The sequence below is a fragment of the Streptomyces sp. ISL-10 genome (assembly GCF_018614575.1).
Taxonomy (GTDB): domain Bacteria; phylum Actinomycetota; class Actinomycetes; order Streptomycetales; family Streptomycetaceae; genus Streptomyces.
Window position 1 is genome coordinate 30,235 of the sequence record NZ_JAGGOJ010000040.1, and the last position, 18,496, is coordinate 48,730.

An 18,496-nucleotide genomic window follows, 5' to 3' on the forward strand; every position below is an offset into this window, starting at 1 on the left:
GTGCAGCCGGAACTGACCGAGGCGCAGGTGCTGGATGTATGGGAGAGCGGAGTCCGGCAGGAACCGCCGGTACGCGCTCTCCTGCTCGCCGCAGTCGCGGCGTCAGCCGGCGAGGATGTCGCGGACCGCCCACTCGCCGCCCTGCGGTCCCTGCTCCTGGACCTGCGCTGCGGTTCCTTCGGCGACGTCCTGCCCTGCACCACCGACTGCCCGGCCTGCGACGAGTCCCTCGAGGTCATGGTCGGTGCGGAGGAACTGCGGGCGACGCCCGGGACAGGCACCGCCCCTGCCCCCGACCCCCGCCCCGCCGCTGGTCCAGGACCGATGACAGCCGGACTGACGGCCGGGTCATACGAGATCACGTTTCGCGCGCTCACCGGCCGGGACCTGCTGGCGGTCGACCCCGTCGCCCCCCAGGCCCGCCGCACGCTCCTCAGCAGATGTGTCGTGAGCGTCGAGCCGCCGACGGACGCCCTGCCGGACGAGGTGCTCGAAGAGGTGGCGCAGCGGCTGCCGGACCTCGATCCCGGCGCCGACACCGTCCTCTCCCTCAGCTGCCCCCACTGCCACCACGAATGGTGGGCGGCACTCGACGTCGCCGACCACCTTTGGGCCGAAGTCGACGCCTACGCCCGTCGGCTCCTGCACGACATCCACGTGCTGGCCCGCGCGTACGGCTGGTCGGAATCCGACGTTCTCACGGTGAGCCCGGCGCGACGCCAGTTCTACCTGGAGGCCGCTGCCGGATGAGTGACTTCGTCGGCCGGCTGCTCCGGGAGCCGGGACCGAGACTGCGGCCTCTGCTGCCGAACGTGTTCGACCCGGCCGCGCCGCGCTTGCGGGCCGACGGTGACCCGGGGCGGGCGTCCGCGGAGCCGCGGTGGTCCGTCGCGGCAGCCGTCCGCCCGAGCGTGGTGCGCGGCCGGAGCGTGACCCCCAGTGCCGCTCCGGCGGCGTCCGCCGGAGCCCTCTCCCAGGGAACACCGACGCCCCAACCGGCCGACCCGCCCGGGCAGCCGTGGACCCCCCTGCCACCGGTGCCTGGCTCGGTCGCGGAACTGGCTTCCGCCTCGGTACCGGCCTCGGGACCGGCCTCGGGACCGGAGACGATGCCACCGGATCCTCCTCGCGCAAGCAAGGCTGCTCCCTGCGCACAGGGGGACCGGGCCGGCGAGCGTGACGCTTCTGTCGCTGTCGGGGACAATTCTGTGGCCGCGACGGGGCACCGTCCGGCCGGCGAGGCCGGGGATCGGGCCGTACGGAACGAGGCCACCGCGCCTGGTGGCACGCCCCATGCAGCCATGCGTGAGGGACGCCGGGCCGAACGGGACGAACCCACCCGCCCGCTCGAGTCACATCCGCCCCGCGAGACACATCCGCCCTCCTCTTCGCCGCATCCGCAGTCGGCATCGGGCCGGAGAGGGCAAGCGGGTCCGACCCCGTACCCGGACCCGGGCCCCTACCCGGACCCGAGCCCGTCGCTCCAGGACCCGAGCCCGTACCCCGACCCGAGCCCGTCGCTCCAGGACCCGAGCCCGTACCCCGACCCGAGCCCGTCGCTCCAGGACCCGAGCCCGTACCCCGACCCGAGCCCGTCGCTCCAGGACCCGAGCCCGTACCCCGACCCGAGCCCGTCGGTCCGGGCCGACGCCGGACGCCGGGCCCCCGGCAGGTCGCCGCATACAACTGGCCGACACCCGCTCCCGCCCGGTGCCGGGCGCACAGCCGAGGCCGAACGCGGACCCGCGCCGGACGACGCGGGTCGTCGTCCGGGCTCCCGAGCGGACAGTCCCCGCGGCTCGGACACGGAACCCCTCCCGCCGTCGGAAGCATCCTCACGCCCCGGCCGCGCAGCTCCCCTGAGCCACGGCGTGCCGCCCGAGCCGGGCGCAGGCGCAGGCATGCTGCCGGGCGAGGCCCCCGCGACGGGCCCCGTCGCGGAGGAGCGGTGGGTGCCCGTGGCCTCCGCCCCCTCCCGGCCGGGGGCGATCGAACCGGGCGTGAACGTGGGCGTGGAAGGCGTGGAAGAAGAGGAACAGCGGATGCCGCCCGAGGCGGTGCTGTCCCGATCGGGGGCGGCCGAGTCCCCCGTGAGCCCACGGGGCCCACGCCGGCGTCAGGGCCTCGGCCTGGGTGTCGGCGTCGACCCGGAGGCGTTGCGCGGCGAATCCCCTGTGGCGGGTTCCGTCACCGGCAAGCGGCCCGTGCCCGAGACGGCCGACTTCCACCGGACGGAAGGGGTCGAGAACGCTGCCCCCCACCACGCGGAAAGGGCCGAGACCGCTGCCCTCCACCGGCCGAAAGGGCCCGAGCCCGCCCAACCCGCACAGGCTCGTCCCGTGTCGGAGGAGCGGGTGCCGCCCCGTCATCCGTCGCCCGGCGCCCCGAAGGGTCCGGCCGCGAGGCCCGAGCCGCCCACACCATTCATGGCGGCGGTTCCAGCGGTTTCGGCGGTGCCTGCGGTGCCTGCGGTGCCTGCGGTGCCAGCCGTGGCAGCAGCCCAGGCGAAAGAGACCGCGAGGCGTACGGCGCATGCCCCGGCTCCTACGGGTTCCGTGGGGCCTCCCCCGCTGGGCCCCGGCACGCGGCGGCGTCGCGGGCGGCCTTCTGGTCCCTCGTCTCCCTCATCTCCCTCGTCCGCCGACGTCACCGTGTCGGCTGCCGGCCACGGCACTCCCCGTGCGGCTGAGACCGTCGTGCGCATCACCATCGACCGGCTCGAGGTCCGTAACGCCCCTCCCAAGCCACCCGCCGACCCGGCCCGTTCCGACCGGCGGCCCAGACTGGGCCTGGACGAATACCTCAGGGGGCGGTCGTGAGTGACGCCCTCGCCGTGGCCGCGGCGACGGAGACACTGCGGGTCGTCCTCCACGAGGCCGTCGGCCGTGCGGTTGCCGGTACCGCCGTGACGGCCCGTCCTCCCGACGAAGCAGCCGCCGGAGCGGCCGGGGCCGTCCTCAACCTCTTCCTCTACCGGATGACCGTCGACGGCGTCTGGCGCAACACCGACCCGGTGGGCACGCGCCCCGGCGAGACGCACCGCCCGCCGCTCCCTCTCGTCCTGCACTACATGGTCACCGCCTACGCCACCGGCGAGGACGACCACTCGGCCGCCCACCGCCTCCTCGGCGCGGCGATGGCGGCCTTCCACGACCGGCCCGTGCTGCGTCCCTCGGACATCGGTTCCGCCGCGGGCTTCAGCAATCTGCACCTCCAGCAGGAACCGGTGAGGATCACCCCGGCCGTCATGAGCACCGAGGAGATGTGCCGGCTCTGGACGGCGCTGGGCGCGAGGTACCGGCCTTCCGTCGCCTACGAGGCCCGTGTCGTGCTGATCGACAGCTCGGTACCGGGCCGCACACCGCTGCCGGTGGTACGCCGTGGGGCGGAAGGGCGCGGCCCGGAGGCAGCAGCCGCGACCACCGTCGGCGGGTGGCCCGAGCTGCACGCCCTCACTCCTGCGGTGGCGGCGCCCGGCGCCGATCTCGTCCTGACCGGAAGGGGGCTCGACGCCGGGCAGCCGTCGGTGCGCCTCACGCATCCTCTGCTCGGGGGGCCCGTCGTCCTGCCGGCCCGGGCGGTGCACGCCTCACAGGTGCGCGCCGCACTCCCCGATGACCACGCTGCCGGCCGCTGGTCGGTCGTCGTGGTCCTCACGGCCCCGGACGGGAGCGAACGGACCACGCGCAGCCGTCCGCTGGACGTGACGCCGAGTATCACCGGCCGGCTGCCGATGACCGCCGCACGGGACGGCGACGGCACGGTGACGCTCAAGGTGGGGTGCACACCACAGGTGCACCCCGGACAGCGGGTCGAGCTGCTGGTCGGTGACCTACCGGTGCCCGCGGAACCCGTGGTCCGGCCGACCCGTTCGCTCCGGATCCGGTTCCGGTTGCCGCACGGCCGTCCCGGCCGGTACGCGCTCAGACTGCGGGTCGACGGCGTCGACAGCCCTCTGACCGGTACGGACGCCGAGCAGTTGGACGCGGACACGGCGGTGGAGGTGACGTGAACACGGACGCGACCACGTACATGAACATCGACCCGACCACGTACATGAGCATCGACACGACCATGGACATCGGCACCGAGACCTGCACGGTCGGCAGCAGTGACACGACTGCCACCCGTATCGAGGTGCGCATCGGCCGCCTGGTGCTCGACCACGTCAACGCACCGTCGGAAGTCGGCGTCCTGCGTACCGCTCTGGAGGCCGAACTCGCCGAACTCCTCAGGTGCGACCCCGTCGTCGCGCGCCGTGACCGCCACATCCCCTGGGCGCCCGCCTCCGTGCCCGACGCGTCCGCGGACCCCGGCCCCGCGGCCCTGGGCCGCCACATCGCCCGTGCCATCCACAGCAGTCTGCGCGCCGACGAGCAGGGAGGTCCACGATGACGGAACCACGGACGGCAGGTGAGCCGGCACCATGACCACCCCCGCACCGCAGCGTGGCGGCTTCGTCTTCCTCGATCCCGAGCAGGGACGCGTCCTGCGGGTCGTGCCGTTCCAGTACAACCCCGACAGCATCACCCGCACGCTCCGACCGCAGGACGGCCGCGGCGACACCGGGGACCGGTTGGAGGCGCTGAGGCTGCACGGGCCGCCGCTCGAAACCTTCCAGATCGACGCCGAGTTCGACGTGGTGGACCAGCCCACGGCGGCCACCGGTCCGGCGCCCGCCGCCGGAGGGGACCTGTTCGGGGCGCTGTCGGCGCTGGAGACGGCCGTCTGCCCCACGAGCGCACAGTTGACGCAGCAGAACGACATGGCGTCGAGGGGCATCCTCCAGATCGCCCCGGTGGAGGCTCCGCTGCCGGTGCTGGTGCTCGGCCGACGCCGCGTCCTGCCCGTACGCATCATGGACTTCACCGTCACGGAAGAGTCCTACGACAGGGACCTGAACCCCGTGCGGGCGAGGGTGGCACTGTCCGTCCGGGTCCTCACCGTTGACGACGTCGGCTTCACCCACAAGGCCGGTGGCCTCTACCTCCGCCACCAGCAGAGCCGGGAACGGTTCGCGGCACTCGTCGGATACGGCCCCGGCGCCGTCGGCTACACGGAGACGTGAGCGGGGTGACAGAGCCCCGAGGGAGACAGACATGTTCGAGCGCACCAGCAGGTACCACGGCATCGCCACGGCGGCGTACACCCTCCCCGACGGGCGGACCGTCCCCTATGTGCGGCGCCGGTTCCTGCCCCGGCCCGAGGAACTGATGACCATCGGCGAGCACATCGTCGCGCCCGGGGACCGCCTCGACCGGATCGCGGCCCGGCGGTACGGCGATCCGGAGCAGTCCTGGCAACTCGCGGACGCCAACCGGGCGATGCGGCCCGAGGACCTCACGGCAGCCGTCGGCAGACGCCTGCGGCTCACCCTGCCGGTCGGCGTACCGGCGACCACGGAACCCGGCGGGGCCCGGTGATGACACGGGACCTGCAGCTGATGCTGCTCATCGGGGACGTGGTGCCGCGTCCGGCGTCCGCCGTGCTCATCGACGCCCTGCACACTGCACGGATCACCTCGTCCAGCGGCGCGACGAGCGGTTTCCAGCTGACCTTCGCGGTGAGCGCACGCTCCGAGCTGACCCGGGTGATGCTGCCCGAGGGGGTGCTGGACCCGAAGAAACGCGTCATCGTGGTGGCCGTGGTCGCCGGACGGTCCCATGTGCTCATGGACGGGTTGATCACCCGTCAGGAGATGCACCCCGGACGTGTTCCCGGTTCCTCCTTCCTGACGGTGACCGGTGAGGACCTGTCCCTCCTCATGGACCTGGAGCACGTCGAGCGGAGCTACCCGGGCCTGCCGCCCCATCTGCGGGCCATGGCGGTGTGCGCCGCGTACGCCCAGTACGGGATCACCCCGCGGACTGTCGCCCCGGCGCTCAGCGACGTCCCCAATCCCGCCGTGGAGATCCCCGTTCAGTCGGCGACCGACCTGGCGTACCTCCGGGCCATGGCCGCCGACGTCGGGCACGTCTTCCACATCGAACCCGGACCCGCCCCCGGAGCCAGCACGGCCTACTGGGGACCGCAGCAACGCGACGGAGAGCCCCAACCGGCCCTCACCACCGGATCGGGCGCGGCGGACAACGTCGAAGAGCTCGGCTTCGCCTTCGACGGGCTGTCCGCGGCGCGCCACACGACCCGGCACATGGACCCAGCTTCCAGAACGGCCTCCGCCGTCTCCGCCCCCGACACCGGGCTGCTCCACCGCAGCCTGGCCGCACGCCCGGCGGCACCCGTACGCGAACACCCGCTCACCGGCCAGACCGGCAGGTCGCTCACACAGTCCCTGCTCAGCAGCCTCGGTCGCGCCGTGCGGTCCGCCGACGCCGTCACGGGCCACGGAACGCTGGACGTACTGCGGTACGGCCGGGTGCTCAGCGCCCGGCACCTGGTCGGCGTGCGGGGCGCGGGCCCCGCGTACGACGGGCTGTACTACGTGCGCGAGGTCACCCACCACATCACCCGCGAGCGGTACCAGCAGGACTTCAGCCTCGTCAGGGACGGTCTCGTCACGAACACACAGGTGGTGACCCCATGACAGCCGGGACCGTGAACACGTGGCACGGCCTGTACCAGGGGGTGGTCGTCTCCGCCCTGGACCCCACCGGCACGGGCCGGCTGAGCGTACGGGTACCGGAGGTGCTGGGCGACGACGTGTGCGTCTGGGCCTCACCGCTCACCCCCCTGGCGGGGGCGGACTGCGGCATGTACGTCGTTCCGCCCCCGGACGCCGGGGTGTGGGTGCGGTTCCTGGACGGAGACCCCAACAGGGCCGTGGTGATGGGGTTCTGGCGCGGCGGACCGGACGACGTACCGTCGGCGGCGAAGGCCACGCCGCCGGGTATCCCGCAGATCGTCCTCGCCACACCGTCCAAGAACGCCCTCGTCATCAGTGACCTGCCCGGGCCGGCAGGCGGGATCAAGCTCCAACTGCACGGCGACAACGGCCCGTTCATCAAGGTCAACGAGGTGTCCATCGAGATCTCCTGCGGGCCGGGGCTCGCCAGCATCCAGCTCGTCGGGGCACAGGTCATCGTCAACGGCGGTGCCCTGATGGTGCAGTGAGGTTCGGCATGCCAGGACTGTTGCTCCACTTCGGCGCCGTGATGATGTGCGCCCATCCGCCGGGACAGGTGATGATTCCCGCGCCCTCCCAGCAGCGCGTCCTGGTCGGCGCGCAGCCCGTGGCCACGGTCGCGGACACGTTCCTCGTCGCCGGCTGCGGATTCCCGGCCATGTCCATGGGCGCACCCCCGTGCACCAGCGTCACCTGGCTCCACACCTCCAGCCGGGTGCTGGTCAACGGCCTGCCGGTGCTGCTCCAGCCGACGCCGCCACCGGGCATCGCCCCGGCGATCGGCATCGGCACCCCGCCGCCGAACCCGCCGATGGTGTATGCCGTGCAGTTCCGGGTCCGGGGGATGTGACCGGTGTGAACATCGACTTCCCGTACCGCGTCGACGCGCGCGGCCGGACCGCGAAGACCAACCACGCAGGCCACGTACGCAACATGATCGAGCAGGTACTCTTCACCACCCCCGGCGAGCGGGTGAACCGGCCCGATTTCGGCTGTGGTCTGCTCGACCTCGTCTTCGCCGGCAACGGCCCGGAACTGGCCGCGACCGTGGAGATGACCGCACAAGCCGCCCTGCAGCGCTGGCTCGGCGACCTGATCACCGTCCAGTCCCTGACCGTGACCGCGGAGGAGTCGAGCCTCTCGGTGCGGGTGAACTACGCGCTGACGGCCACCGGCGAGAGCCACAGCAGCCTCTTCCGCGGCGGGACCACGCCATGACCAGCCCCCCGGTACGCGACGACGAGCACCGCCGCGCCGCGGTGCGGGACGCCGGGCTGGCCGGTATCGAGACCGTGACGGTGGACCCCGAGCGGCGCACCCTCACCGTGTCCTTCTTCGGCACGCTTCCGCAACGGCTGGACCGTCACAGCTTCCTGATCGAAGGCGGACGGCGGATCAGTGGCATCCGGGTCCTGCGCGTCGGCCACCACACCGAGCCGGACTCGCGGCGCCGCTCCGCCGACCGGCTGGTCCTGACGCTCGACCGGCCGGGCGACGACTCCCTCTACCAGTTGCGCGCACTCGGCTGGGGCTTCGACCGCCGCTACGACCGGATGGAGTTCACGTTCCGGCCGGCGGGCCTCGTGCCCCCCGACCATGCCCCGGCCGTGGACGGGCACCTGCCGTCGCGGCACCCCGCACCGTCGATCGACTACCTGGCCAAGGACTACGCGAGCTTCCGCCGACTGCTCCTCGAGCGACTCGCGCTCACCATGCCGGAGTGGACCGAACGGCGCGCACCCGACCTCGGCGTCACCCTCGTCGAACTCCTCGCCCACATCGGTGACCGGCTGAGCTACCAGCAGGATGCCGTGGCCACCGAGGCGTACCTCGACACGGCCCGGCTGCGCACCTCCGTGCGACGCCACGCCCGGCTCGTCGACTACCCCATGCACGACGGCTGTGCCGCCCGCACCGTCGTGTGTGTCGAGACGAAGGCGAGGCGCAAGGTGCACCTCGACTCCCTCGCCTTCACCTCCTTCCCGGAGCACGGTGTCCTCCAGGCGAGCAGCCCGGAGATCTCCGTCGCGACGCTCAAGTCGAGCCCGCACCCCGTCTACCGGCCGATGGAGCGGCGCAACGTCGTCCTGCACCCGGCGCACAACAGCATCTCCCTGTGGGCCTGGGGCGAGGACGAATACCACCTGCACACCGGCGCGACCCGGGCCACCCTGCTCGACCAGGCGTCCCCGGGACACGGCGGGGGCCGTGTGCTGAAGCTCGTCCCCGGCGACGTGCTCGTCTTCGAGGAGGTCCTGGGGCCCGGCTCGGGGCACGAGGCGGACCGCGACCCCACGCACCGGCAGGCCGTCCGGCTCACCGACGTCACCCGGGACGTCGACGTCCTGTCCGGCACCCAGGTGCTCGACGTCGCCTGGGCGGACGAGGACGCCCTGACCTTCCCCCTGTGCGTCAGGTCCCGCGACACGGCCCACGGCTGTCCCGTCGAGGTCGCCGTCGCCCGGGGGAACGCCGTACTGGTCGAGCACGGCATCGAGAACGTCTGGCTCCCCGAGGACACGGCCGAGGAGGTCCCCGTACCCGGCCCGGTGACCACGCGGACTCCCGGAGCTCCGCCCCTGCCGCGCCATGCGCAGGACCCCGGGCGCCCCCGGCCCTTCGTCGCGACGCTGGGCGGCACCCCCGTCACCCGGTCCGCGCCGCACCCCCGCCCGGCGGACGTCGCCGCGGCGCAGGCCCGGCAACTGCTCCGTATCGCCGACCGGGCACGGGACCGGCTGCTGGACCTCCAGCACGCCGCGGCGAACCCCTCCCCGGACGACCGGGCCTATTTCGGGCGCCTGTTCGGCACGCAGCTGCTGGACGGCCTGCTCGACGACGAGGGCCCCGGGCGTGCCCTCACCCCGCTGCTCGCCCGCTTCGACGAGTACCTGGAACCCGAACTGCGGCGCCTGGAGGCACTGGCCCGGCGCGCCCGGTCCGGCTACGTGCTCGACGGGGCGGAGACCGGCTGGGAGCTCACCCAGACCTGGGGCGAGGACGCCGCGCGGGCCGTCCACCCGGACAACCCCGCCCTGCACGGGCCCGTGTCCGCCGCCCTGAACCCCGACCCCCGCGAGGCACTGCCCCAGGTACGCATCGTCTGCTGCGAGGAGGACGACACCCACCCGGAGCACGCCTGGACGCCCCGCAGGGATCTGCTGGCCAGCGGCCCCCGCGACCGCCATGTGGTGGGCGAGACCGACGACGACGGGGTGCTGCGGATCAGGTTCGGCGACGGCCGCGCGGGAGCGGCGCCGACCCCGGGGACGACGCTGTGCGCCACGTACCGCACCGGCAACGGCCGGGCGGGCAACCTCGGCAGTGAAGCCGTCAACCGGATCGTCTGCCGTGAGACGGAGCTCAAGTGCGTCACCCGCGTACGCAATCCGGTGCCCGCGACCGGCGGCACCGATCCCGAATCCGTCGCCGAAGTACGGCTGGCAGCACCGCGCGAGCCGTTCCGCAAGCTGCTGCGCGCCGTCACGGCCGAGGACTACGCCACCCTCGCCGCTCGTCGGCCCGACATGCAACGGGCCGCCGCCGCCCTGCGCTGGACGGGCAGCTGGTACGAGGCCGATGTGGCGCTGGACCCGATCGGGACGTACGACGTGCCCCACCGGCTGCTGGAGGACGTCCGGTCGAGCCTGTACCGCTTCCGCCGCATCGGCCACGACGTCGTGACCCGCCCCGCCCTCCAGGTGCCCCTCGACGTGGCCCTCGACGTCCTCGTCGAGGACGACCACATCGCCGGCCACGTCCGCGAGGCGCTCCTGACCCGGCTCCGCCCCGGAGTACGACCCGATGGCGGCCGGGGCTTCTTCGACCCCGACGCCCTCACCTTCGGCACCCCCGTGCGCGCGAGCGAACTCGTCGCCGTCGCCGTGAGCGTCCCCGGGGTCCGGCACGCCGACGTCATCCGGCTGCGCCGGCTCCACTCCCCCAGCCACGGCGGACGCCCGGGCCCCGACGTACCTCCGTCCGGGGAGCTGCGGCTGGGGGCCCTGGAAATCGCCCGGCTGGACGCCGATGTGACACGCCCCGAGAACGGACGGCTGACCCTCCGCCTGCGAGGAGGACGATGAGCGACACCGCCTGCCGCTGCGGCTGCGGCACCGCCGCCCGGACCGCCGCCCCGGCACCGGTGCGGAACCGGCCCGCACTGCCCGCGCTGAACTACCGCGTGGGCACCTACGACCGGTTCCTGCACGCGATGCTGGCCCGGCTGTACGGCTCGGACGCCGGGGCGCTCGCGGACCTGACCACCCGCGAGCCGGACGACCCGACGATCGCCCTGCTGGACGGCTGGGCCGTCGTCGCCGACGTACTGACCTTCTATCAGGAACGGATCGCCAACGAGGGATACCTGCGCACCGCCACCGAGCAGGAGTCCCTGATCCGGCTCGGGCGGCTCGTCGGTCACCGGCCGCGTCCCGCCCTCGCCGCCGCCACCCATCTCGCCTACACCCTCGACGCGGACGCGCGCGCCACCGTCCCGGCCGGCTCCCAGGTCAAGAGCGCGCCCCCGCCCGGCGGACTGCCCCAGACCTTCGAGACCGCGACGGACCTCGCCGCCCGCGCCGAATGGAACCGGCTCCCGGTCCGTAAGACCACTCCCCCGGCGATCACCGCCGACGTCGCCGCGCATGTGCGCTCGCTCCCCGTCGACGGCCTGCAGCCCGGTCTCCGGCCGGGCGACCGTCTGCTCTTCACGTTCGGCGACCCCCGCCTGAACCTGGTCCGGGTCGTGGACGGCATCGAGCTGGACGCCAAGGAGGGGCGCACCACCGTGCTCCTGAAGGTCCCCGACCCGCGGCACCAACTCGACGAGGCGGTGCGGGCGCTCCAGGAGGACATGGAAGAGACCGCACGCGAGAGGCCGTCCGGCGGCCCGTTCGAGGACCTGCTGCGGCTGGTGCGCGACGTCCGCCGCAAGGCCGACGTCCTGCACGACCCGGACGCGCTCGCGGCCTCCCTCGACAGCCGGATCCGCAAGGTCCGGGAGCGCATCGCCGGCGGCGAGGACGACACACCGGACACCGGCGCCCTGCTCGACAGGGCCGACGTCCGTCTCGCGGCCATTCGAGCCGCCGCCCGGCAGATCGACGCCAGGGCTTCCGACGCGGCCCCGGTCAGCCGGCCGCCCGGCGATTCGGGCAGGGAGGCGCTGCTGGCGGACCGGCAGAGTCCAGGCCGTTGGATCCTGCGCGCCCTCAATCCGCTGCTGCGTGCACTGGGGCGCCGCGCGTCACGGCCACGCGGGGACGACCGCGGCTCGCCCGCGCCCGTGGGCGACATCCTCGGCCCCGGCTCCGACGCCCTGCCCCGCCTGGTGGCCGGCAACCGACCCGACCTCACCGACTCGCTCTACCGCGCCCTCGGCACCGTCTCCCTGGCCGCCGCCGACCCGCCGGGCGTGCAGTGTTTCCGCGTGAAGGCCACACCGTTCGGAGCCACCATCCCGGACGACGCACGCGTCACCAGCCTGCTCCGCGCCGCCGGTTCCCCCATGGCGGGGGAGAGCGGCGGTCTCGCGGACGACGTCCTCATGCTCGACGCGGTCTACGACGCAATTCTGCCCGGCAGCTGGATCGCCGTGCACCAGGCGGACGGTGGACGAGCCCGGATCATCCGGGTCACCGACGTCACTCAGCTCGCCGTCGCCGACGAACACCACGCGGTACGGGTCACCCGGCTGCGCCTCGCCGGACCGTGGGCCGAGGACCCCGGCGACCTCGCGGTCGTGCGCGCCACCACCGTGTGGGCCGCGGGCGAGAGGTTGCCGCTCGCCGCCCGACCCGACCTCTCCGACGTCGCCGGGGACCGGATCCAGCTCGACGGCACCTACGAGGGGCTGACGCCCGGCCGTCTGCTGTTTGTCTCCGGGGAACGCACCGACATCCTCCCCGGCGACGGCACCGGCGCCGGGGGCACCGCCCAGATCCCCGGCACCGAACTCGTCAGGCTCGCGGGAGCGCACCACGGACTCGACGGCACGCCCTTCGACGACCGGGTGCGCACCACGCTCCAGCTGACCGCCCCCCTCGCCCGCCGCTACCGCAGGGACTCCGTCGCCATCCACGGCAACGTCGTTCCCGCGACGGCCGGGGAGACCCGCACCGAGGTTCTCGGCAGCGGCGACGCCACCCAGGCCGGACAGGTCTTCCCGCTGCGCCACGGACCGCTCACCTGGCTCCCGGCGGCCAACTCCGACGGCGGCAAGGAGGCCCTCACCGTCCGGGTCGCCGGTGTGACCTGGCGGCGTACCACCGATCTGGCCGTGGCCGATCCGGCCGCCCACGCCTACCGGCTGCGCGTCGGGGCCGATGGCATGGCGGCCGTCGAGTTCGGCGACGGCCGCAGCGGCTCCCGGCTCCCCACCGGCATGGAGAACGTCACCGCCCGGTACCGCATCGGCGGCGGCGCCGCGGGCAACGTGGCCGCCGGGCAGCTCAGCCAGGTGGTCACCAAGCCCCTCGGGGTCAGCGGCGTCACCAATCCGCTGCCCGCCACCGGAGGCGCCGACGCCGACGGCCCCGACGACACCCGGTGCGGGGTGCCATTGCGGCTCGCCGCGCTCGACCGTCTGGTGTCGGTCCACGACTACCAGGACTTCGCCCGGGCGTTCGCCGGCGTCGGCAAGGCCGAAGCGCGGCGCTGCATCGACGGCAGCCGCCAACTGGTGCATGTCACCGTCGCCGCCGCCGATGACGCCCCCCTCGAACCGGGCTCACTGCTGCTCACCTCGCTGCGGGCGGCTCTGAGCCGGTACGGGGATCCGGCCCTGCCGGTACGCGTCGAGGCGTGCGAACGGGTCCGGATCGTCCTGTCCCTCGGCGTCCGCACGGCGCCCGACCACTCCCCGGACAAGGTCGAACGGCTGGTCCGGGAGGCCCTGCTGGCCCGGCTGGGCTTCCTCGCGGCAGACCTCGGCCGGCCCGTCTTCCTGAGCGCCGCCATCGCCGTCGCGCAGGCGGTGCCGGGCGTCGAGTTCCTCGACGTCGACGCCTTCGGCGGCGTACCGGAGGGCTCCGACGCCGCCGACATCGTCCGCTTCGCCACCCACCCCACGGTCGAACCCTGCGTGATGGCCCTCCCCGCCGGATACCGCGAGGTCCGCCAGGCATCGGGCGGCGGGACCACGACCACTCCGGTGGACGCCGCCTTCGACCCCATGCGCAGGTCGCAGGGGCCCAGGGGCGGCGCCCGGGGAGGGCCCCGTGGCACAACGGACGCCGCCGCCACCCGGCGCGTCCTGCGCCCCGCCCAACTGGCCCTTGTCGACCCGGCGTTGCCGGAGACCCTCGTACTGCGGAGGATTCCATGACGCCTGACGACCTGTACGCGCTGCTGCCCGCCGTCCACCGGAGACTCGACGCGGAGAACGGCCACCGCCTCTACGCGCTGCTGTCCGTGATCGCCGAACAGGCCCGCACGGTTCAGGAGGACATGGAGCAGCTCTACGACAATTGGTTCATCGAGACCTGCGAGGACTGGGTCGTGCCGTACATCGGCGACCTCGTCGGCCACCGCCTCCTGCCGGGAACCGCCGCCGCCCTGGCCGACGGCGCCGGCTCCCCGAACGGGGCGACGGCCGTCACCGTGCCCCGCCGCGACGTCGCCGACACCATCGCGCACCGCCGCCGCAAGGGCACGCTCGCCCTCCTGGAGGACCTCGCCGCGGGTGTCGCCGGCTGGCCCGCCCGCGCCGTGGAATACCGCCGCCTGCTCGCGGTCACCCAGCCGGTCCGCCGTTACGGCGCCGATCCGCACGACGCGCGCCGGCGGCTGCTCCGCGGCGGCCTGGTCGACGTGCGGCACGTCGATGTCCTGGACCGCGTCGGCGGTCCCTTCGACGAGCTGGCCCGTACCGTCGAGGTCCCCCGCACCGGATCCGCCCGCCGCCCCGGCAGATACGGGATCCCCGGCGTGGGCCTGCACGTGTGGCGGCTGCGCACCCACTCCGTGACGCAGGCTCCGGCGCTGTGCGTGGACCGGGCCCGGGCCCGGTACACCTTCAGCGTCCTGGGCAACGACACTCCGCTGTTCACCGCACCGGTGCCCGAACCGTCGCCCTGTCACGTCGCCGACGAGATGAACGTCCCGGCCCCCCTCAGGAGACGAGCCCTGGCGGAGAGGCTGTACGACTACTACGGCCCGTCCAAGAGCGTCTGCGTGTGGACCGGCGGGCAGGTGGTCGCACCGAACCGGATCGTGTCCGCGGACCTTTCCGGATGGCACTACCGGCCTCGGTCCGGACAGGTGGCCCTGGACCCGGTCCTCGGCCGCATCGCGTTCCCGCCGGGCGAGGCCCCCGCGGGCGGACACGACATCCGCGTGACCTATCACCACGCCGTCCCCGGGGACCTGGGCGGCGGCGAGTACCCGCGGGCTGGCGCGGCCGCCGTCACAACCGCCCCGAACCGCTACAAGGTCGGGCCGGACCGGGAGTACGGGCGGATCAGTGACGCGATCGACCAGTGGCGCTCCGACAAGCGGTGGCACCCCGAGAAGGCGGAGGCAGTCGTCGAGATCACCGGGAACGACCTGTACCAGGACCTCACGGAGATCCGCCTGGACCTGGGAGACCGCCTGACCATCCGTGCCGTGGACGGCGTACGGCCCGTGATCCGGCTGCCGCTCCCGTCCGGAGACCGCCCGCGTGCCCTGCAGATCACCGGCACCGACGCGGACGCCGGCACCGACGCCGCCTCCGGCACCGGCGAGGCCGCGGGCACCGACTCCGATATCCATGACGTCCACGACATCCACGTCGCCGCAGGCAGGAAACAACCGCCGCACCTGGTCCTCGACGGCCTCGTGATCACCGGCGGAAGCGTTCAGGTGCGCGGGAGCGTGGGACGGCTCACCATCCGGCACTGCACCTTCGTGCCCGGCTGGGAACTCGGCCCCCGGAGCGAGCCGCGGCACCCTGATGCAGCCGGCCTGGAGATCTTCGACAGTCCGGTCCGCGTCGACGTGGAGCACAGCGTCATCGGCACCGTCGGGATCGCCCGCGCCGACGAAGCCCCCGAACCCAATGTGGTCGCCCTCTCCGACTCCGTGCTCGACGCCACCAGCCGCGACGCCGCCGCGCTCACCGGCTCCCACGGTGAACCCGCCCACGCCGTCCTCACGGCGCACCGCACCACCGTCATCGGAGTCGTCCGCGCCCGCGCCGTGGACCTGCTGGAGGACTGCCTGCTGCACGGGGAAGCACAGATCACCCGGCGCGCCCAGGGCTCGGTACGGTTCTGCTGGCTGCCGACGGGCTCCCGCACCCCGCCCCGTTTCCACTGCGAACCCGAGCACTCCGGCGACGCCGAGCGCGTCGCCCTGCGGTTCGCCGGCACCCGGTACGGCACGTCCGACTACGTCCGGCTCGCCGACGGGTGCGCCGAGGAGATCACCAGGGGCGCGCACGACGGGGCGGAGCCGGGCGCGTTGCACGACCTGTTCCAGCTCCTCCGGGAGGACAACCTCCGCGTCCGGCTGGCCGAGTTCACACCGGCCGGATGCGACGCCGGGCTGTTCTTCGCCACTTGAGCCCACCCGCGGGACCAGCGGCCGCGACGCCGCCGCCCCACCACCGACGACAGGCAAGTCCACCATCGCTTCAGTCAGGGAGCACCCATGCACGCCGACTTCTCGCGTGTCACCTTCGACCCCGCCCGGCGGTTCTCGGCCGTGCTGTCCCAACAGGGCCGGGTACAGCTCGATTCCGAGATCAACGAGCAGTCGGCGATCCTTCTCCACTATCTCCGTACCCTGGCCGCCGACCTCCTGGGGCCGGCGGCGTACCCGTCCGACGCCGACGACGAAACCCTCGGCGGGTTCGGTGTCGACGCGTTCGACGGGGAGAACTTCACCCTGGCACCGGGACGCATGTACGTCGACGGCATCCTTTGCGAGTGCGACGGCACGGACTACTGGAAGCAGCCCGACGGCCACCTCGACCCCGAGAGGGAGAGCGACCGGCTGCCGAACGGCCCGTTCCTGGTCTATCTGCGGGTGTGGGAGCGTCTGGTCACCGCTGTCGAAGCTCCGGGCATCCGGGAAGTGGCCCTCGGACTGAACGGACCCGACACGGCCGCGCGGACCCAGGTGGTCTGGCAGGTGTGCTGGATGCCCCTGGAAGCCCACGCGTTCCATCCCGACATGCGCAGCGCGACGCGGTACCTGCGCGAACGCCTCGGCCGTATGTACAAGCCGCGCGGACTGCTCGCCGCCCGGGCCCGCCGCCCCGAGGGCGACGGCGTCCCCTGCGATCTGTCTCCCTCTTCCGGCTATCGCGGACCCGAGAACCAGCTCTACCGCGTGGAGGTGCATCAGGCCGGAACCGCGGAGACCGCGAGGTTCAAGTGGTCCCGGGAGAACGGCTCGGTGGTCCTCCCGATCAGATCCGTCTCCGGTCCCTCGGTCGAGCTGGAGACGCTGGGCAGGGACGACAAGCTCGGCCTGGAGATCGGCGACGTCGTCGAAATCGTCGACGACGCCTCCGTCTGCCGGGCCGCCACCGACAACCTCGCGGAGCGCTCTCCCCGGCTCTACACGATCAAGGAGGTCGACCACGCCGGCTTCAGGGTGCTGCTGGACGCGCAACCGGCCGGCGATCCGCACCACCCCACCGGCGGCCGGGTGCCCGAGCACCATCCCTACCTGCGCCGCTGGGACCAAGGGGCGGCCGGGTGGGGCAGCCGTGACGGCGGTTCCGCCGAGCCCGTGGACGCGGAATGGGGACTGCCGGTCTTGGAGGGGGAGTGGCTTTCGCTGGAGGACGGCATCGAAGTACGGTTCGAACGGAGCGACAGCGAGCCCCGTACGTACCGCAGGGGTGACCACTGGCTGATCCCGGCCAGGGTGCTCACCGGCGACGTCGAATGGCCGACGAGCCGCAGTGGCCGCCCCGCGTCGCGGACGCCGCACGGGATCGACTACCGCTACGCGGCCCTCGCTCTCCTCCAGCCCTACGGCGACAGCGACTACCGGATGGTGGACCTGCGGGTGCCCATCCCACAACGGCGCTAGCGCACGTCGTGCTGGTCAGCCGCTGACCAGCACGATGATGAACACGATCCACGCGAGGAAGAGGACCACGGCGATCCCGACCACGATCTTCGGCGTGTGCTTGGCGCTGACGACCGCCCCGGTCGTCAGGTTCTGCACTTCCGGCGCGCGCAGCGTCCCGGACCGCACCCGGCCGCCGACCCGCACCCGGTCACCGCTGCTCAGGGCTCCGTCGAACCCGCGGCCCCGTATCTCCACCGGCACCAGCACCAGCGAACGGCCGTAGTCGTCGTACATCTCCACGCGGAACGTGCAAACCACCGTGGTCCAGGTGCTTCCCGACGAGCTTCCGGACACCTCGGTCCGCAGCTGCACATCGCGCGCCAGCCCTTGGATCGTCCCTCCCGCCTGGATGATCGCGCGCCAGTCGGGACGCCGGACAGGAGGCGGAGGAGGCGGAGGAGGCGGTGGAGGCGGTGGAGGGGGTGGTGGCGGAGGAGGTGGGGGTGGCGGAGGAGGTGGGGGTGGAGGCGGAGGAGGAGGCGGCTGTATCCACTTGCCCGTGAAACGCTCCCCGCACTCGCTGCACCGCCGCGCGCCGACAGGCTCCCTGTGGCCGCAGCTGTCGCATATCCATCCGCTGCTCATGCGGTCCGCTCCCGTACTACGGGGCTAGTTGACCTCGTACGTGACGTTAGGAGAAGTCCTCCAGTGACCGTCCGCCGAGGTCGTTCAGCGCGACGGAGGGCGCGAGTCCGGCCACCGCATTGGCCACCGCGGCGTCCGTACCGGTCGCCGCTCGCAGGCACCAGATATTCAGAATCCTGGCGGTTGCGGCCATGGTTTCCTACCACCGATTTGTTGACAGGGAAACAGAATAGTGCGCACACCGCCAGTATGGACCCG

General features: G+C 73.1%; 15 protein-coding genes. 13 read left to right on the top strand and 2 right to left on the bottom strand.

What is annotated here, in order from left to right; translation table 11 throughout:
- The 13 genes from J7E88_RS32425 to J7E88_RS32485 all read left to right on the top strand — a co-directional run bounded on the left by J7E88_RS32425 (position 1) and on the right by J7E88_RS32485 (position 17,611).
- Positions 1-750, top strand: coding sequence for a hypothetical protein (locus tag J7E88_RS32425; RefSeq protein ID WP_215187036.1), 750 nt, complete (start codon positions 1-3; stop codon positions 748-750).
- A gap of 2,065 nt (positions 751-2,815) precedes the next feature.
- Positions 2,816-4,012, top strand: coding sequence for a DUF4255 domain-containing protein (locus tag J7E88_RS32430; protein ID WP_215187037.1), 1,197 nt, complete (start codon positions 2,816-2,818; stop codon positions 4,010-4,012).
- Positions 4,009-4,395, top strand: a complete 387-nt coding sequence (locus J7E88_RS32435) for a hypothetical protein (RefSeq protein WP_215187038.1) — start codon at positions 4,009-4,011, stop codon at positions 4,393-4,395. Before J7E88_RS32430 ends, J7E88_RS32435 begins: the two co-directional genes overlap by 4 nt.
- A 31-nt stretch (positions 4,396-4,426) precedes the next feature.
- Entirely contained in the window at positions 4,427-5,068 is a 642-nt protein-coding gene (locus tag J7E88_RS32440; RefSeq protein WP_215187039.1) for a hypothetical protein, read from the top strand.
- Between the two features lie 31 nt (positions 5,069-5,099).
- A complete protein-coding gene (locus tag J7E88_RS32445) occupies positions 5,100-5,423 on the top strand; it encodes a LysM domain-containing protein (RefSeq protein ID WP_215187040.1) in 324 nt (107 codons plus the stop codon).
- Complete coding sequence (locus J7E88_RS32450) at positions 5,423-6,544, top strand: hypothetical protein (RefSeq protein WP_215187041.1); 1,122 nt, start codon at positions 5,423-5,425, stop codon at positions 6,542-6,544. Before J7E88_RS32445 ends, J7E88_RS32450 begins: the two co-directional genes overlap by 1 nt.
- Entirely contained in the window at positions 6,541-7,071 is a 531-nt protein-coding gene (locus tag J7E88_RS32455) for a phage baseplate assembly protein V (RefSeq protein ID WP_215187042.1), read from the top strand. Before J7E88_RS32450 ends, J7E88_RS32455 begins: the two co-directional genes overlap by 4 nt.
- Before the next feature lie 8 nt (positions 7,072-7,079).
- Positions 7,080-7,433: a hypothetical protein gene (locus J7E88_RS32460; protein ID WP_215187043.1), complete on the top strand. Its 354-nt coding sequence runs from the start codon at positions 7,080-7,082 to the stop codon at positions 7,431-7,433.
- A gap of 5 nt (positions 7,434-7,438) precedes the next feature.
- A complete protein-coding gene (locus tag J7E88_RS32465; RefSeq protein WP_374196350.1) occupies positions 7,439-7,801 on the top strand; it encodes a GPW/gp25 family protein in 363 nt (120 codons plus the stop codon).
- Positions 7,798-10,668: a putative baseplate assembly protein gene (locus tag J7E88_RS32470; RefSeq protein WP_215187044.1), complete on the top strand. Its 2,871-nt coding sequence runs from the start codon at positions 7,798-7,800 to the stop codon at positions 10,666-10,668. The genes J7E88_RS32465 and J7E88_RS32470 overlap by 4 nt, the downstream gene beginning before the upstream one ends.
- The gene (locus tag J7E88_RS36530) at positions 10,665-13,910 is read left to right on the top strand and encodes a putative baseplate assembly protein (protein ID WP_251023540.1); all 3,246 of its coding nucleotides are present in this window, start codon (positions 10,665-10,667) and stop codon (positions 13,908-13,910) included. Before J7E88_RS32470 ends, J7E88_RS36530 begins: the two co-directional genes overlap by 4 nt.
- Positions 13,907-16,129 carry a hypothetical protein gene (locus tag J7E88_RS32480; RefSeq protein WP_215187045.1) on the top strand — a complete coding sequence of 741 codons (2,223 nt, stop codon included), beginning with the start codon at positions 13,907-13,909 and terminating at the stop codon, positions 16,127-16,129. The genes J7E88_RS36530 and J7E88_RS32480 overlap by 4 nt, the downstream gene beginning before the upstream one ends.
- Before the next feature lie 87 nt (positions 16,130-16,216).
- Positions 16,217-17,611 carry a DUF6519 domain-containing protein gene (locus J7E88_RS32485; protein ID WP_215187046.1) on the top strand — a complete coding sequence of 465 codons (1,395 nt, stop codon included), beginning with the start codon at positions 16,217-16,219 and terminating at the stop codon, positions 17,609-17,611.
- A 15-nt stretch (positions 17,612-17,626) separates the two neighbouring features.
- On the opposite strand, the gene J7E88_RS32490 is transcribed toward J7E88_RS32485, so the two are convergent.
- Positions 17,627-17,893, bottom strand: coding sequence for a hypothetical protein (locus J7E88_RS32490; RefSeq protein ID WP_215187047.1), 267 nt, complete (start codon positions 17,891-17,893; stop codon positions 17,627-17,629).
- A 391-nt stretch (positions 17,894-18,284) separates the two neighbouring features.
- Positions 18,285-18,431, bottom strand: coding sequence for a hypothetical protein (locus J7E88_RS32495; RefSeq protein WP_215187048.1), 147 nt, complete (start codon positions 18,429-18,431; stop codon positions 18,285-18,287).
- Between the last annotated feature and the right edge of the window lie 65 nt (positions 18,432-18,496).

What these genes read in the sequence shown, in the direction of transcription:
- J7E88_RS32460 (WP_215187043.1), top strand. Translation starts at nt 7,080, where the DNA reads ATGCCAGGACTGTTGCTCCACTTCGGCGCCGTGATGATGTGCGCCCAT.
- J7E88_RS32495 (WP_215187048.1), bottom strand. Translation starts at nt 18,431, where the DNA reads ATGGCCGCAACCGCCAGGATTCTGAATATCTGGTGCCTGCGAGCGGCG.
- J7E88_RS32480 (WP_215187045.1), top strand. Translation starts at nt 13,907, where the DNA reads ATGACGCCTGACGACCTGTACGCGCTGCTGCCCGCCGTCCACCGGAGA.
- J7E88_RS32445 (WP_215187040.1), top strand. Translation starts at nt 5,100, where the DNA reads ATGTTCGAGCGCACCAGCAGGTACCACGGCATCGCCACGGCGGCGTAC.
- J7E88_RS32450 (WP_215187041.1), top strand. Translation starts at nt 5,423, where the DNA reads ATGACACGGGACCTGCAGCTGATGCTGCTCATCGGGGACGTGGTGCCG.
- J7E88_RS32440 (WP_215187039.1), top strand. Translation starts at nt 4,427, where the DNA reads ATGACCACCCCCGCACCGCAGCGTGGCGGCTTCGTCTTCCTCGATCCC.
- J7E88_RS32470 (WP_215187044.1), top strand. Translation starts at nt 7,798, where the DNA reads ATGACCAGCCCCCCGGTACGCGACGACGAGCACCGCCGCGCCGCGGTG.
- J7E88_RS32485 (WP_215187046.1), top strand. Translation starts at nt 16,217, where the DNA reads ATGCACGCCGACTTCTCGCGTGTCACCTTCGACCCCGCCCGGCGGTTC.
- J7E88_RS32455 (WP_215187042.1), top strand. Translation starts at nt 6,541, where the DNA reads ATGACAGCCGGGACCGTGAACACGTGGCACGGCCTGTACCAGGGGGTG.
- J7E88_RS36530 (WP_251023540.1), top strand. Translation starts at nt 10,665, where the DNA reads ATGAGCGACACCGCCTGCCGCTGCGGCTGCGGCACCGCCGCCCGGACC.